Raw genomic sequence first — 13867 nt, forward strand, 5'->3', positions numbered from 1 at the left:
CTCCTTATTATAAGTGTGAAGTATTTCTCCAAATATAGTGCACAAACTTCACATGTTCTCCATTTAATTCTACAGATGTTATATCTGATTCGTTTTGATAAGAAGAAAATCCGCTTTTTTCTAGTACAATTTGTGATGCGAGATTATTAGTCGTTGTTTTAGCATAAACTTCAGTAATTTCATTATTTTTCGCTACATCTAAAATTAATTTTACGGCTGCTGTTGCAACTCCTTTTTTAGTAAATTTTTCTCCGACACGATACCCGAGCGAACTAATTCGAGTTTCCGTATCTATATCTACTAAATTGATTCGCCCTACAATTTCTTTTTCTTCATTACGAATTAAATAAAAATAAGAATCTCCATCTGCCTGTTCTATTAATAAATCGTCTAGTAGTTTTTGGAAATATTCAAATTCAAAATATTTCGAGCCACGATTTGGTACCATTGTTTCAAAAAAAGATTTATTTGTAAGTTCAAACGTAAATAAATCCTTAGCATCTTGTTTCTTTAGTTGCTCTATGTATATTTCCATTCCGTATTCTCCTTCTTGATTTACTAACTGTTATACATTCTTTTTTAATCAATTATATTCCTGCTATTTCTTTCGATTAAGTAATACAGATAGTAGCACTTTCGGATGAAAGAGATGAAATGGACTACGAATTAAATTCATCACTCGTACTAACCGAATATAAACATCAGAATTACTTACGGATAGTCGATATATTTGCTTCGTATACCATAGTTGAAATTTTTGTTTTGTAGTTAATTCTCTCTTTAGTTGCGGGTGACGTGATATTTCTGTTGTTGTCATATCCCAAGGGGTTTCTATTATAGTAGCTGCCTTTTTATAAAATTGTTGTGTAAATGTTTTATCAAGTTGTTTTCTATCTTGCAAAAGTAATTGCAATTGGTGAGCCTCCATAGCAGCAACTGATACGCCTTGGCCGAAAACGGGATCAAAACGACATTGCGCATCTCCAACAACTAATAATCCTTCTGGTACATTATTCACTAAATCAAATCGCCGGCGTACTTGATAAGGAATTTTGTATGTCTTTATATCAGTAATTCCCTCAGCCTTATTTAAGAAGTCTGTAACATTAGAAATTGATAGATTTTCAGCAAAATCATAAAACTCATCATCTGTTTGTGGTGCTTTCTCATTTGCGTATCCACTAAAAGTAACAAAATAACGATTATCTTCTATCGTTTGAATAAGAACGCCATAAGGGTTATCAGGGAAACTAGGAGACATTAGCATATTACAACAGTCTAACTCCTCATTTTCTTTAAGTTTGAACATTTTCGTTGCGTAAAATAAATCAATACGAACTTTCTCTTCTTGTACTTTAATTTCGTATTCTCGTAGCCACTCTATACTTTTCGAGCCAAATCCACTCGCATCAACTACAAGATCCGCATGAACTTCTTCTTGTGTGTTTGTCTCTAAATATTTAACTTTTACTCCACACACTTTGTTAAGCTTTGCATCTACCAATACCCCTTTAACCAATGTTTCATATTTAATAGTAATATTTGAAATTTGATGTATTCGTTTTTGAATATGCCATTCTAGCAAAGGACGACTTTGTTGAATCATATGTACTTCCCCTATGAACGGTTGTTTCCATAGACCGAATTGATGCCATTTCAAATCACGCGTAAAGTTGTTTATAATACTACCCGCTTCTATTAATTCGTTCGTAATATTAGGAAACAATTCTTCAATTGCGTTTTCTCCACCTTTTAATAACACGTGAGGATGATTACTTTGTGGAACTCTTTTTCTCGAAGACTTTCCATCCCATCTTTCACCAGCTTCTATAATGATTACTTCTTTAAAAGAAGTTGATAATGCTTTTGCTGCAAACTTTCCTGCCATACTTCCACCAATAACGATAGCCTTATTAAACATATTTTCCCCCTTAATAAAAAGAGATCCTGCCTTGTATGAATGAAACAGGATCTTAAACTAATTAACTTCTTTATCATTATACTTAAAATACATCAGTAAATTGCAACATTAAAATTAAAATACCTAATCCCCATACGTAATACGCGAATCCTTTTAAGGAGTGACGTTTTAAATATTGAATCATCCATGAAACGGCTATGTATCCAAAAAACGCTGCTGATAACGTTCCGACAATTAAAGATGTGCTAGAAATAGATTCTGCTTTCCCTTGAAAAACGTCTACAAATTGCAAAATGATAGCTCCAATGATGGCTGGTGTCGATAGTAAAAAAGAAAAGTAAGCAGCAGTTTCACGGTCTAATTTTCTCCATAATGCAGCGACAATTGTCATTCCAGAACGGGAAATGGCTGGAAAAATAGCAGCAGCTTGAAATGAACCGATAATTAATGCGTCTTTATATGTTATGTCATCCATTTTTTTACGACCATTCTTTTGTTTATCTGCCATGTAGAGAAAGAATCCGGTCACTAAAAACTCCCAACCGATCGTGATTCCTGTTTTTGAAATATCTTCAAAGAAGTCTTTAAACAATAAACCAATTACAACTGCGGGTATTGTCCCAACGATAAGTAATAACATGAGCTTTGAAAATGGGTTTTTAATTAAATATATAAATTCTTTTTTGTAATAAATAAAAACCGCAAGTAAAGTCCCAATATGCAGCATCGTATCTAAAAATAAGCCAGCCTCATCTAATCGGAACAAATGCCTTCCTAAATAAAGATGTCCGGTACTACTGATTGGTAAAAATTCTGTTAAACCTTGAATTATACCTAGTATGAAAGCTTCTAACCAATTCATGATGGTCTCCTTTCTCTTTTGCTTGTACCAATATATGAGGGTTAAATTTTCGATATGAAAAAAACTATATTTCTCTATGAATTTACTTTTTATTTATGGATATATATGTAAAGAGGGGTAAGGAGGGTTATTATGTGGAAGCACACAAAATTCGGTAATGTATTACTTTGGGTGGGCCCTATCCTTGTATTTTTAGGACTATGTATGACAAATGTTATTTCAGATATTCCTTTCTTTGAGGGAAAACATAAAACGGTTGGTATTGTACTTATATTTATAGGTGTAATCTGTTTTGTTGCTGCTAATCATTTGAAAAAAGGAGAAAGATATGAAGAATAAATCTAAATAAAAAACAATCCTTGCATATTAGCTAGGATTGTTTTTTATTAATGTTGATTATTTGTAGAATACTTTATCAACGTTATATTTCGCTTTGTATTCATTAATGATATATGTTTCGTAAATTTCTCTTTCTGTTGGATCTTCTACGATACATGCATCAATGCGGTATACTTCATCACGGTGATTTTTAATTGGTGAAACATTATCTTCAAAATGCTTCTTAATACGTTGTCTAATTTTACGAGCTTTACCTACGAAAAGAAGTTCGTCATTAATATTGTAAAACATAAAAATGCCGCCTTTATCTCTAGGGAACAAGTGGAAATCGATAAATCCATTAATTGGAGTAATGATTGGCTCGTCTCCTTTAATAACTTGTTTACGTTCAGTAATTGAAACATCAGCTTCAGGAATATTAATTTTAATCAAGTTCATTCACGTCCTCTTTTATTATAAAGATAAATAATAGCATACATAAGTAAGAAAAGCTATGTTCAGAGGCATATTTCATTTTATAATTCAAATATTATAGGTGTATCATGTAAACTTTTCTTCCAAATCATATGATCACTGGATTCTCCCCAGTAATCTTTCAATACATAGTTAGGTTTTCCAAACTTTTTCGTCCATATACTTTGCGCATTTTTATATCCACTATCTAAACAATATTCTGTTATCCCTCTGCTAAGTAATGTAAGAAACATTGTATGTAGTAATAAACTCCCTATTCCCTTTCTTTGATACTCCGGAAGTATGAATACAGTTCCTATTTCATACAAATTTTTAAGTACACCACCTGTACAACTATTAATCAATGTACTTGCTGGACCGATTTCGATTGTTCCAATGATTTTATTGTTACTTGTATCAATTGCTAATAAAAAGTAACGACTTTCTCCGTTACTATCAAAATCACTTTTCAAATACTGCTTTTTTGAGTTAATTTCATTTTCTATGTCATCCAATAATTGTGACAGTCCTTCATTTTTGTATGTATTTGTAATAACTATACGGAAAAATAAATATAGTTCATCTACATCATTCAAATTCGGTCGTCTAACTGCAACGTTAGTCATGAATTCAATCTCCAATCCTCATTATGCCATTGTCAATACAACACTTTATATAATCTATTCATCATTATTCTGCAAAAACCTGCATAAATCCAACAGTATAGAAAGCTCATTATAAATATTGATAAAATAATTTTTATATCCATAGTTGTATGAACAGCAGGACCAAGTACCGGAAAGTGGAAAACATCGAGAACGATCATAATACCTATAAGTAGACAAGTTGCTGAAAAAGAAACAATCCATATTCTCCTCTTTAATTTTAAAAAGGATACTCCTAAGGCTAGACCTAATAAGCCTGTAGTAAAAGGAAAGACAATTAGTTCACTGGGCTCAATAATAAATAATAGAAAAATAGTAAGAATATAAGAAAGTATTCCCTCACGAATAGAATAGAAAATAGCAAAAAAAATCGGTAATGTCGAAAATGGACTAATGAGCAAACCTATACCAGGAACTAAGTTCCCAGCTGCTTGAAACATGGTGGCCAATGCACTCATCAAAGCTGTAAGTACTAACTTATTCGCAAGGGACAATTTTCTTTTATGAACAAAGCTCGTATCATGTTCTATCATCAGTTGATACCAATAACGTACAAACCAATTCATTAAAATACCCCCTAAAGATACCACATTCATTACTTTCTATATTATTCATACACTTATGGTTTATGAGTTGCTTTCTATTTGTTATGAATTACTATATAATAAAAGACTTTTAGGGGGATAAATTGTGCGTGTTGAAACAAAATGAATTCCTTGGATTATTAAACTGCGAGTATATATCGTATCAAGGAATAATTTCAAAAATGGTACCTTTGTTAAAATCAGTTACTTTCATAGAACTGTAAACTCCTAAATATAATTTAGTTTGATCCGAATTTGTTCCTAAACTCATATAATAAGCTGCTTGCGTACCAAAATCATAATTGGTTTCAATAGCATAAAAGTCAGCATGTTTACCGTCTGTACCTGCTCTAGTATAGGCTAAAACACCCTTAACTGGAGACTGAGATTCTCCTTTCTTGGCAAGGTCAGTAAAAACAACGCTACCTGTTAAATTTGGAATTGCATTTCCCATATATGGCTGAACTCCTGTAAGTGAAGTTCCTCCAAACTTATCTGTTCTAGAATCTTTATGAAAATAACTAAGTAGAGGCAGAATACGCTTCACTGAAGTTTGTATTGTTTCATCATAATAAACCATTGTTCTCTCATCCGAAGTCTGATTCTCAGAACAATGTCGTATAAAAGAAGTAGGTAAATCCCCTTCCCATCCTCGCCACCCAAAATTGATAAACCCATCTTGATTGGGAGTTAACCTCATAAAATGCATTTGAACAAGTTCTGTTACCAGTATAGGTTTATATTGAACAAATGAAAAAATAGACTCTACAATATCTTGTCCGACATTTCCGGCGTATTTGATATATTGATTATAAAACCTTTGAAATGAAATGCCGGTTATATTACGTACTCCTTTTGCAATTACTGTAAGTGTTTCTTGTATAGATAAAGGAAGTTCATTAAAGCGTGTAACTACAGGAGGGTTATTTATAAATGTATTTTTACTTACATCGATTTCAATTATTTTTCCTGCTATTTCTAAATCATCTTGGCTTAAATTAAATGGATCATAACCTGATCCGCCATCTCCATTTGTAAAAACAAGTTTTCCAGTCTCAGGTGAAAAGTTTAAACTATTGACTCCGTTATGATTAAAAAATGGTCTTCTTACATTCAGTAATGTTCGTCGCTTTTGAACTTGACCATTAGATTGTAAAGTCCATTCTTCCACTGTATCAATGTGATCATATTGCGTATTTCTATTAACCCACTTTAAATTTAACGTTTTAGGGTCACAAGGATTCGGTTTAAATTGTTCAGAAAGTGCACCTGGTCCTTGAGTTCCGGCTACTGAATAATGAAGATAAAATAACCCATTTTGATAAAATTGTGGATGGAACGCAAGTCCTAGCAATCCGCGTTCATCATAACCGCTACTAGAAACACCTTCTTCAAATGTACCTAATTTAATAATTAGGTGACGAATATCTAAAAATGTCTTTATAACTCCGTCCCCTATGTAAAAAATCTCTCCTAATTGAGTTGCGATAAATAGTCTTTCGGTCGATTCACCTGGAAGTATCGTTGTTTTCAATACAGTTGGTAAATTTACGTTATGAACAATGGGTCGTAAACTAACTTTAACTTTTGTCAATTAACTGTACACCCCTTTTTCTTCTTTTTTATAGAAGAATATGATTAGAGTAGTTCTGTTAGTATCAAATAAGTTTTATTCCTTTTTATTACAATTTTGTATATAATATAATTATAAATAATCTGGGGGACGAACTATGATAATCGTACTACAAATCATCTTACCACTAATTTTCGCAGTCTATTTATTTACCCTCTATCGTAAAGGGACGTATGGATCAGCTTCATTCCTTTTAGCAGTCATGATAGGAATTTTCGGTTTAGAGAATATTTTTCAGCATGCTAGTCTAACAGATCATGCTATTTATCCATATTGGGGCAGTTTGAAGGCTGTTGTTATCGTTTTATCAGTCGTATTTCTATTTAAAAAAGGTGGTTTAACAGGAAAATATTGATTTTTAATGCGTTACATATTTTCTTGTTAAATTGCTTTTATTTTATAAAAGAAGAAATATTTATGTGAAAACAAGAAGGGATGTGTTACATATGTCTATAAATATTATTTCAATAGTTTCTATCATAATATGGATTGTGTTAATTACAGAACTTATAAAACCTTCAAAAGAACAGAATGGACGAAAAATAGTAACTTTAGTAACTGCTGGTTCCGCATCAACACTTATTTTGACGGTTTCATTTATTCAAAATATCCCGTTTTGGAATTGATAGTGATATAACTAACAAAAATATGTATAAATAAAAAGATTAGGGTTCACTCCTAATCTTTTTATATTTTGAGGTAGCACCACATGCCCAGCAAGCTAAGGTCTTGAAGTAGCCCCTAAACAAAATTTAAAATTTTTCTAAAGTTATTTATGTGAATTTAACTCATTTTCAGGAACATATGTGGTCCTTTTATAATTTGAAGTTCTTTTTAAGCTTCTTATATTTTCTATACGAACGTCTAACAATGTTTAACATAAAATACGGTATTTTAACAGAGAAAGGCAATTTATAAATGAAAGGAAAATAAAAGGTGAAATATGCCTTTTCTAGATCCCTCCACTTACTATCTTCTTTTGTTTTTAAGAAATCAGATACATCGACTACATATCCCCTTCCTTTTTCCATCATCACATTTTTCCCGTGAACATCACAAGGAGTTAATCCTTGTTCCCTCGCATACTCTAAAGCTTTATTTATATCAAGGATTACCTGCTTAGGAATTTTAATCCCCTTATGAAGGGCATCGTATAAGGTAATTTCTTTTAAACGTTTCAATACTATGAAATTTTCCCCTTTATATATAAGCTTTGAATAAGAAGGATGATCTCCAATTCTTCGGTATACTTCTGACTCTTTTTCAATTCCTTCTCCTTCTCGCACGTAAACTTTCACTACCCAATCTTTGTATTCTCTGTGCATGAATACTGCGGCATAATTACCTGTTCCTAAACACTTCCAAAGTCTAGGAATACCTTTAACTACTACAGGCTCGAATTCATCATCACTTCTTATACTTACCTCTTTTAATAATTCGTCATTTATCAATCCCACAAAACTATTTATACTCATCATTTCCACTCCGGTTTTGCTAAAAGGGGGCCCACCCACATTTTAACGAAAATATACACTAAGCGAATTTTAGCATAACATGCCAAATCTATATTACTCTATTTTATAATCTAAAACATTGTTTAGAAATGTAGCAAGGGTTTGTTAATGGTTCAATTCTTCTTTCACTACTATTTTTGTTAGCTAACACTTTTATTGTTTTAATAATCTTTTGTTTAATTCCCACAATGCTGTTTTGTTGCTATCCCATTTCAAAAACGTTACTGCTTCCTCAAAGCATAACCATTTATAATTAAAGTGTTCTTTAGATAATGATATGTTTTTTGTAGGAACTTTAACTCCAAAAGAAAATTCTTTTATTACATAAACCTCTTCTCCCCAAAGGAATCCTCCAACTACATCCTCTACTGGTAGTGAAGACACAGAATCTAATTGTATATATGGACATTCTCTTGTAATACCAGCCTCTTCAAACGCTTCCCGTTTTGCTGATTCAATAGGAATCTCACCGTCTTCTCCGCCACCAGCTATTCCTTGCCAATAACTATAATCACTTCTTTTGAAAATAGCATATTGAATGGAATTAGCAGTTTTTATATAAGGAAATATCAATACTTGATATGGCGCTCTCATTGCTTAAGCTCCTCTCGAAAATAAGTTTTAAATAAATATAAACAAAGAGCCGACATCACAATTCTACATTATTAATGCAGGTTTATAATGTCGGCCTTCTATTTTTAAAGAATTTTATTTTTCATAACCAGGTTTACTCTTAACAGAGGAAAAACTGCTTATTCCCTGTCGAATGTGTTTAGCATGGTTTTTCCTAAATGTTAGCAGTACCCTATATTATTCAATTGCGCCAGCAACATCATAATCATTTAAATCTAATTCAATCGGTTGTCCGAGCGCTAGTTTAGCAAGTTCCGCTCCTAGATATGGACCAGCTGTTAAACCCGAAGCCCCTAATCCATTCGCAACGAGAATTCCTTCAAAGTTAGGTAGTGGTCCGATAACAGGTAAGAATCCTGGTGTAAATGGTCTGAATCCAACTCTCGTTTCAAGCATTGTAGCATTTTCTAAGCCAGGTGCAATTGCTAATGCCTTATGGAATACTTCATGTAAACCACCTGCTGTTACACGATGATCGAAACCAGTATCATTCTCATGTGTTGCACCAATTACGACATGCCCATTGTCAAACGTTAAAATATATTGATCGTTCGGTGGCATAACAACTGGCATATTTTCTGTTGCTGTATTCTCGATTTGCAGATGAACAATTTGTCCTTTTTGGAATGTAACTAAGAAATTAATTCCTAATGGATTCAAGATTTCGTTCGCCCATGCGCCTGCAGTTACAATAACCTTTTCCGCTAAAATTGTTTCATCGTTTACTGTAACTCCCGTAATATGATTTCCTTCACGGACTAATATAGCATCGCCTTTTATTAAAGTTGCACCATGTTTTTTCGCAGCACTTATTAATGCATTGCGTAATAATCTTCCATTTACTCGTGCAGCACCACTAATATGAACAGAACTATATTCGTCTGATAATGCTGGGAATAATTTTTTTGTTTCTTCAGCTGATAAGCGAGTGATTTCACCAATCTCTGGGGCATCTTCACGTCGTTTATAAGCTCGCTCTTCCATTTGATCTAACTTTTTCTCGTCAGTATGTAAACTAATTGCACCTACACGATTATATCCTGTGTCAGTTTCACCGTCTTCTTCTAATTGCTGAATTAACGAAGAATAGTAACGTGCACCGCCTTTAACAATTTTATACCATGCTTTATTACGACGCTGCGATAGCCATGGACATACAATACCTGCTCCTGCATCAGTTGCTTGCCCTAATTGTTGGCGATCCACGATAGTAACATTCGCACCTGCCTTAGCAAGATGATAAGCAGTAGACGCTCCTAAAATTCCAGATCCAACTACAATATACGATTTCATCTCAAACACCTTTTCTCTTTTGCTAATTATATAAATATAAGAACATTCCTTAGTATAATAGAAGGAATGTTTTTTTCAATGTACTCATCACAATTAATTGTTGCAGCATTGTGACTTTCTTAATCATTATTTTTTCTTCTTACGGAATAATTCAATTGTTTTATAGCCTTGTGAAAGGATCTCTATCATTTTCTCTAGACGTTTTTCACGTGTTTTTTCTTGTTTTACAGAAAAAAGATTACGTGCCCAATCTTTCTGATATCCAGGCGTTAAACTTTGATAAAACTTAAGTTCATTCGGATGATTAGCTAATAATGCTTCAACATCTTTAATTCGATCTGCATAATCGGCAACACATTGACTCATAGCAGATGTTTTCGTTGTTTTTTTCTTCTCGCGTTTTAAACCTACAACAGTAAAGACTTCATCCATACTTACCATTCGTGCAAATTTAATATCACTTTCTCCCACATAACCATCTTCTCCAACATTTAATGCCGGAAACATCTCATCACGGTGAATAAACGTACTATAACGAGCATTACCTTTTTTCGGATATGCGAAGAATACGTAACCTTTTTCAATTAGTAATTCTTCATTACTTATAATAAAATTCGTTTGTTTCACCATTTCATCAAGCGTTTCTACAAATATAAAGATAGCATCGTGTTCTTTTGAGAATGCAGTTTCTTTACCTGTAAAAATGTCATAATCACTTGGTTCGTTAATAACGACCATATTTGTATACTTATTAAGTTTCAATTTATCAATAACTGACATATTAATCTTCCTTTACATTCAAAATTCATTGTACATACTTTTGCGTACTGTTCTAGTGTATTATATGTATTAAGAAAATCAACTTTAAATCGTATTATTCTGCTGCAAAAGAATATAATTCTTTACTAGATGGGGTGGTTTTATGCCATATGTAATCCGAGATGAAGGGCTAGTTTTACAAGGGGATGATGGAAAAGAACCAATTTTTCATACATATGAAGAAGCGGAGGAAACATTAAAAACATTAACTATACCGCAGTTTCCGAAACATATTAGAAGAAAACCATTTACACCAAAATAATAAAGATAGCCGCTTCTGAATAAGAACCGGCTATCTTTATTATTCATAACTTAATAGCAAATAAAGTATATAAAAACTCTTTATATTGATCTTCTGTAATTTCACGCTTAGTTTTTTCCCCATGAATAATTTCGGTTAAACTTGTATTCGTTAATGAAATATGGCCAGAGTTCGTCAACTTTACTGCAATTGGTCCTTTATTAAAAATAGACTTCTCATCTTCTATCACTCTTCTTTGAACATCGTTTACTACTATCTCATTAATATTAGGTTTATAAAAAGCATGACAAACTTTCCATTCTCCATCAGTATCTATTCTTTCTAAAACATAATTTCCTTTACTTGTATCTTTTCGTCTCACTCGGTACGAACCATTTTTTGAAGAAACAGACTCGCCAGTAAAAGGTACAGGAACAAGAGGTACTAACGAAGCTATACCTACATCAATTAAATACTGTAGATTATCATAAGTTAAAATAATTGTTATATGACCATCCTCCAGTGCCCATGCATTTATATCATTTTTATACACCGTACCTAATGCCAGTTGTACATCATAGCCACAGTCTTTTAAGAAATAGTAAAAAAGAGTATTTAATTCGTAGCAAAGTCCACCACGGGAACTAGTTAAAATTTTCTCTCGTAAGTTTTCCAGAGAGATTTGATTCGTATTTCGTGCTATAACATCTAAATTCTCAAATGGTATAGTGTGTGCAAACGAAAAGAGTATGGTAGGTAATTCTTCAAACGTTACATCATTACATTTTTTAAGATTTAATCTTGTGAAAAGCTGATCTTGTAAACTTGTCATATTTAGCACCCCTTAAAAATTTATAAGTTTAAATAATATATGCTGATTGTAAATTTTAAGGGGCACTGTAACAACGTACATTTCATTTAACTGTACCGGTACAAAAATTACGATTCACGAGGTAAATTAATAGAAGGCGTCATTACAAATGCCTTTTCTGTAATTACTTCTTTTTGGAGTAGATCAAAAGCTACGAATATAAATTTAATAGTTTATCTATAGGCAAATTATTAATATCACTTAAATCAACAAAATATTGAAGTTGCCACATTTGACTCTTTTTAGCTTGATTGCTAACAGTGGTATCCCAAACAGGATAAATTCTCATTGCCATTTTCCCTGTTTGACTTTGTGTTCTCAATATTTTTTCTTTAAGAAGAATCTCTTTAGGAAAAATAAATTGTCCTAGTTTATTATCAGCAATACAAGTGATTACTAATAAATCAGGAGCAGCTTCATAAGAGAAAGCTCTATTTCGCATATTTTCATCTTTCTCCCAAAAAGAAACAAATTGACCAATTTTATTAGGTGTAACTTTTGATTTTCTAAAACGAATAGTTTTGTTATTTAAATGGAATAAACATCCTGCATATTCTGCGTTTTGCTTTTCTTCTTTTAGATTCGTAATCATTAAGTTGTTAGGTTTGTAAACTATATTATTTAAATTTTGGATTATATTATTAAAATTGTTCAAGAAAACTCCCCCTTTATTCATCTCTTAGTTTACCACAAACATCAGTTCTTCTATATCGTATATAATCATGAACTAAGTGAAATGGGGGAATTTAGCGGGATATAATTATTACTTTAATGTACTTAGTTTTTCAATTGCTTGTTGTTCAGTTGCTAAGTAAAAAATGTCATTCCCTTTATTACATTCATAAATAAAATCCTTTAAGCTTTTACTAGTATACATAGAGAAATCTCCAACAATAGCAATCTTTACCTTGTAGTTTATAAACTTTTGAAGGATATCGCCCGCAAGCCGTGTTTTTAGATCAAAGAAATCTTCATTTATTAAAGATTTATGGATAATAATATGTTTCGCATCTACCTCATATTGAACTGTTGCCATAGTATCTAATGCAGACTGAACATCCGATATTAATACCTTATCGTTTCTAATGACCGCAATATTGATTCCATCGATTACTACTTTCTTTATTTCCATAGTCCCACCCCTTTATAATTTACAGAGTATGAGTAAAATTGTTTTACAAAACTTCGTATTAATCATAGATTAAATTAGCCGCAGCTATTAAAATTGCCTCTATTTTTTATTGTAAATATATATTTTTTTTATTACTAATACGGTCAATGAAATTAATGATAGTTTCTCTTTTTTATATTTTTGAATGTATATATATGAAATTGCTTTTACTTGTTATAAAAATATTGTGGAGTAACATAACTTAACAAACTATCCAAAGTGTTAATCTCGGCATATGGTTGTATTTTGGTCGTATTCTTGATTTTTTGAGGGTTAAACCACACACCTTTTATATTTGCATTTTGAGGACCAACAATATCCTTTTCTAAGTCATCCCCAACAAATAAAGTATTTTCCGGCTGTAAATTTAGCTTATTTAATGCTAGTTCGAATATACGTTTATCAGGTTTACTAAATCCCACTTCTTCAGAAATAATGATTGTTTCAAAATACCTATTTAAATTCGTATTAAATATTTTAGCTTTTTGCCTCTGAGTTGAGCCATTTGTTATAATTCCAACTTTAAAGTGCTTCTTTATTTGATTTAAGAAATGAATAGTATTTTGGTCTATTGAAAAACATCTAGGGAAATTTTCATTCCAAAAATCTTGGATATAATTGTGTGGCAATCTATATTTCGGCGCGAATTCATCAAATAATGATTCTAAAACTATCGTTTTATCACTAATGCCGTATTCCCTTTTATCGTATTCTTTGAATTTCTGTAACATATTGTTTTTGACTGTATCACTAACATCCTCATAACATTTTTCTAAAACTAATAAAAACAAGTTATCTACTGCCTTATCCCTATCAATTAACGTATCATCTAAATCAAACAGCATCGCTTTATAACCCATCAAATAAT

18 protein-coding genes and 1 pseudogene are annotated in these 13867 nt (G+C 32.0%); 4 read left to right on the forward strand and 15 right to left on the reverse strand.

Annotated features, from left to right (window positions below; genetic code table 11):
* Window positions 1-7: 7 nt before the first annotated feature.
* The 3 genes from MKY21_RS13505 to MKY21_RS13515 form a co-directional block, all read right to left on the reverse strand.
* Window positions 8-535 carry a GNAT family N-acetyltransferase gene (locus MKY21_RS13505; RefSeq protein WP_000409244.1) on the reverse strand — a complete coding sequence of 176 codons (528 nt, stop codon included), beginning with the start codon at window positions 533-535 and terminating at the stop codon, window positions 8-10.
* Window positions 536-598: 63 nt separating this feature from the next.
* Window positions 599-1921, reverse strand: a complete 1323-nt coding sequence (locus MKY21_RS13510) for an FAD-dependent oxidoreductase (protein WP_000482054.1) — start codon at window positions 1919-1921, stop codon at window positions 599-601.
* A gap of 82 nt (window positions 1922-2003) precedes the next feature.
* Window positions 2004-2783, reverse strand: coding sequence for an undecaprenyl-diphosphate phosphatase (locus MKY21_RS13515; RefSeq protein ID WP_341076513.1), 780 nt, complete (start codon window positions 2781-2783; stop codon window positions 2004-2006).
* A gap of 132 nt (window positions 2784-2915) precedes the next feature.
* Between MKY21_RS13515 and MKY21_RS13520 the strand changes: the two genes are divergently transcribed.
* Entirely contained in the window at window positions 2916-3122 is a 207-nt protein-coding gene (locus tag MKY21_RS13520; protein ID WP_000265477.1) for a hypothetical protein, read from the forward strand.
* Window positions 3123-3179: 57 nt separating this feature from the next.
* Here MKY21_RS13520 and MKY21_RS13525 read toward each other — a convergent pair whose 3' ends face one another.
* The 4 genes from MKY21_RS13525 to MKY21_RS13540 form a co-directional block, all read right to left on the reverse strand.
* Window positions 3180-3560 carry a nucleotide excision repair endonuclease gene (locus tag MKY21_RS13525; protein WP_001048941.1) on the reverse strand — a complete coding sequence of 127 codons (381 nt, stop codon included), beginning with the start codon at window positions 3558-3560 and terminating at the stop codon, window positions 3180-3182.
* A 77-nt stretch (window positions 3561-3637) separates the two neighbouring features.
* Window positions 3638-4201: a GNAT family N-acetyltransferase gene (locus MKY21_RS13530; protein ID WP_000185963.1), complete on the reverse strand. Its 564-nt coding sequence runs from the start codon at window positions 4199-4201 to the stop codon at window positions 3638-3640.
* Between the two features lie 32 nt (window positions 4202-4233).
* Window positions 4234-4806 carry a hypothetical protein gene (locus MKY21_RS13535; RefSeq protein WP_001103993.1) on the reverse strand — a complete coding sequence of 191 codons (573 nt, stop codon included), beginning with the start codon at window positions 4804-4806 and terminating at the stop codon, window positions 4234-4236.
* A 181-nt stretch (window positions 4807-4987) separates the two neighbouring features.
* Window positions 4988-6418 (reverse strand): PQQ-dependent sugar dehydrogenase, encoded by a 1431-nt coding sequence (locus tag MKY21_RS13540; RefSeq protein WP_086392478.1) that lies wholly within the window; start codon window positions 6416-6418, stop codon window positions 4988-4990.
* A 136-nt stretch (window positions 6419-6554) separates the two neighbouring features.
* Between MKY21_RS13540 and MKY21_RS13545 the strand changes: the two genes are divergently transcribed.
* Entirely contained in the window at window positions 6555-6812 is a 258-nt protein-coding gene (locus tag MKY21_RS13545) for a hypothetical protein (protein ID WP_000587704.1), read from the forward strand.
* Between the two features lie 91 nt (window positions 6813-6903).
* On the forward strand, window positions 6904-7083 hold the full coding sequence (locus tag MKY21_RS13550) for a hypothetical protein (protein WP_000026325.1): 180 nt from the start codon (window positions 6904-6906) through the stop codon (window positions 7081-7083).
* Window positions 7084-7272: 189 nt separating this feature from the next.
* Here the strand turns inward: MKY21_RS13550 and MKY21_RS13555 are convergent, their stop codons facing one another.
* The 4 genes from MKY21_RS13555 to MKY21_RS13570 all read right to left on the reverse strand — a co-directional run bounded on the left by MKY21_RS13555 (window position 7273) and on the right by MKY21_RS13570 (window position 10677).
* Window positions 7273-7932: a serine/threonine protein kinase gene (locus MKY21_RS13555; RefSeq protein ID WP_086392479.1), complete on the reverse strand. Its 660-nt coding sequence runs from the start codon at window positions 7930-7932 to the stop codon at window positions 7273-7275.
* Window positions 7933-8124: 192 nt separating this feature from the next.
* The gene (locus tag MKY21_RS13560) at window positions 8125-8565 is read right to left on the reverse strand and encodes an NUDIX hydrolase (protein WP_001202591.1); all 441 of its coding nucleotides are present in this window, start codon (window positions 8563-8565) and stop codon (window positions 8125-8127) included.
* A gap of 216 nt (window positions 8566-8781) precedes the next feature.
* Window positions 8782-9897 carry an NAD(P)/FAD-dependent oxidoreductase gene (locus MKY21_RS13565; protein ID WP_000844388.1) on the reverse strand — a complete coding sequence of 372 codons (1116 nt, stop codon included), beginning with the start codon at window positions 9895-9897 and terminating at the stop codon, window positions 8782-8784.
* 126 nt (window positions 9898-10023) lie between these two features.
* Window positions 10024-10677 (reverse strand): YdeI/OmpD-associated family protein, encoded by a 654-nt coding sequence (locus tag MKY21_RS13570; protein ID WP_000110844.1) that lies wholly within the window; start codon window positions 10675-10677, stop codon window positions 10024-10026.
* Window positions 10678-10819: 142 nt separating this feature from the next.
* On the opposite strand from MKY21_RS13570, the pseudogene MKY21_RS13575 reads away from it, so the two are divergent.
* Window positions 10820-11001: pseudogene (locus tag MKY21_RS13575) on the forward strand (hypothetical protein).
* Window positions 11002-11021: 20 nt separating this feature from the next.
* Here the strand turns inward: MKY21_RS13575 and MKY21_RS13580 are convergent.
* The 4 genes from MKY21_RS13580 to MKY21_RS13595 form a co-directional block, all read right to left on the reverse strand.
* Complete coding sequence (locus MKY21_RS13580) at window positions 11022-11789, reverse strand: arylamine N-acetyltransferase family protein (RefSeq protein WP_341076517.1); 768 nt, start codon at window positions 11787-11789, stop codon at window positions 11022-11024.
* Window positions 11790-11979: 190 nt separating this feature from the next.
* Window positions 11980-12504: a MepB family protein gene (locus tag MKY21_RS13585; RefSeq protein WP_080451570.1), complete on the reverse strand. Its 525-nt coding sequence runs from the start codon at window positions 12502-12504 to the stop codon at window positions 11980-11982.
* Window positions 12505-12591: 87 nt separating this feature from the next.
* Window positions 12592-12960 carry a DUF4180 domain-containing protein gene (locus MKY21_RS13590; protein ID WP_341076522.1) on the reverse strand — a complete coding sequence of 123 codons (369 nt, stop codon included), beginning with the start codon at window positions 12958-12960 and terminating at the stop codon, window positions 12592-12594.
* Between the two features lie 206 nt (window positions 12961-13166).
* Entirely contained in the window at window positions 13167-13859 is a 693-nt protein-coding gene (locus MKY21_RS13595; protein ID WP_000540702.1) for an HAD family hydrolase, read from the reverse strand.
* Between the last annotated feature and the right edge of the window lie 8 nt (window positions 13860-13867).

Source organism: Bacillus sp. FSL R9-9497 (genome assembly GCF_038005805.1).
In the GTDB taxonomy this organism is placed as follows: Bacteria; Bacillota; Bacilli; order Bacillales; family Bacillaceae_G; genus Bacillus_A; species Bacillus_A cereus.

Excerpts from the sequence above, each read along its gene's own strand:
- MKY21_RS13505 (WP_000409244.1), bottom strand. The coding sequence starts at position 535 with ATGGAAATATACATAGAGCAACTAAAGAAACAAGATGCTAAGGATTTA.
- MKY21_RS13510 (WP_000482054.1), bottom strand. The coding sequence starts at position 1,921 with ATGTTTAATAAGGCTATCGTTATTGGTGGAAGTATGGCAGGAAAGTTT.
- MKY21_RS13515 (WP_341076513.1), bottom strand. The coding sequence starts at position 2,783 with ATGAATTGGTTAGAAGCTTTCATACTAGGTATAATTCAAGGTTTAACA.
- MKY21_RS13520 (WP_000265477.1), top strand. The coding sequence starts at position 2,916 with ATGTGGAAGCACACAAAATTCGGTAATGTATTACTTTGGGTGGGCCCT.
- MKY21_RS13525 (WP_001048941.1), bottom strand. The coding sequence starts at position 3,560 with ATGAACTTGATTAAAATTAATATTCCTGAAGCTGATGTTTCAATTACT.
- MKY21_RS13530 (WP_000185963.1), bottom strand. The coding sequence starts at position 4,201 with ATGACTAACGTTGCAGTTAGACGACCGAATTTGAATGATGTAGATGAA.
- MKY21_RS13535 (WP_001103993.1), bottom strand. The coding sequence starts at position 4,806 with ATGAATTGGTTTGTACGTTATTGGTATCAACTGATGATAGAACATGAT.
- MKY21_RS13545 (WP_000587704.1), top strand. The coding sequence starts at position 6,555 with ATGATAATCGTACTACAAATCATCTTACCACTAATTTTCGCAGTCTAT.
- MKY21_RS13550 (WP_000026325.1), top strand. The coding sequence starts at position 6,904 with ATGTCTATAAATATTATTTCAATAGTTTCTATCATAATATGGATTGTG.
- MKY21_RS13555 (WP_086392479.1), bottom strand. The coding sequence starts at position 7,932 with ATGAGTATAAATAGTTTTGTGGGATTGATAAATGACGAATTATTAAAA.
- MKY21_RS13560 (WP_001202591.1), bottom strand. The coding sequence starts at position 8,565 with ATGAGAGCGCCATATCAAGTATTGATATTTCCTTATATAAAAACTGCT.
- MKY21_RS13565 (WP_000844388.1), bottom strand. The coding sequence starts at position 9,897 with ATGAAATCGTATATTGTAGTTGGATCTGGAATTTTAGGAGCGTCTACT.
- MKY21_RS13570 (WP_000110844.1), bottom strand. The coding sequence starts at position 10,677 with ATGTCAGTTATTGATAAATTGAAACTTAATAAGTATACAAATATGGTC.
- MKY21_RS13580 (WP_341076517.1), bottom strand. The coding sequence starts at position 11,789 with ATGACAAGTTTACAAGATCAGCTTTTCACAAGATTAAATCTTAAAAAA.
- MKY21_RS13585 (WP_080451570.1), bottom strand. The coding sequence starts at position 12,504 with ATGAATAAAGGGGGAGTTTTCTTGAACAATTTTAATAATATAATCCAA.
- MKY21_RS13590 (WP_341076522.1), bottom strand. The coding sequence starts at position 12,960 with ATGGAAATAAAGAAAGTAGTAATCGATGGAATCAATATTGCGGTCATT.
- MKY21_RS13595 (WP_000540702.1), bottom strand. The coding sequence starts at position 13,859 with ATGGGTTATAAAGCGATGCTGTTTGATTTAGATGATACGTTAATTGAT.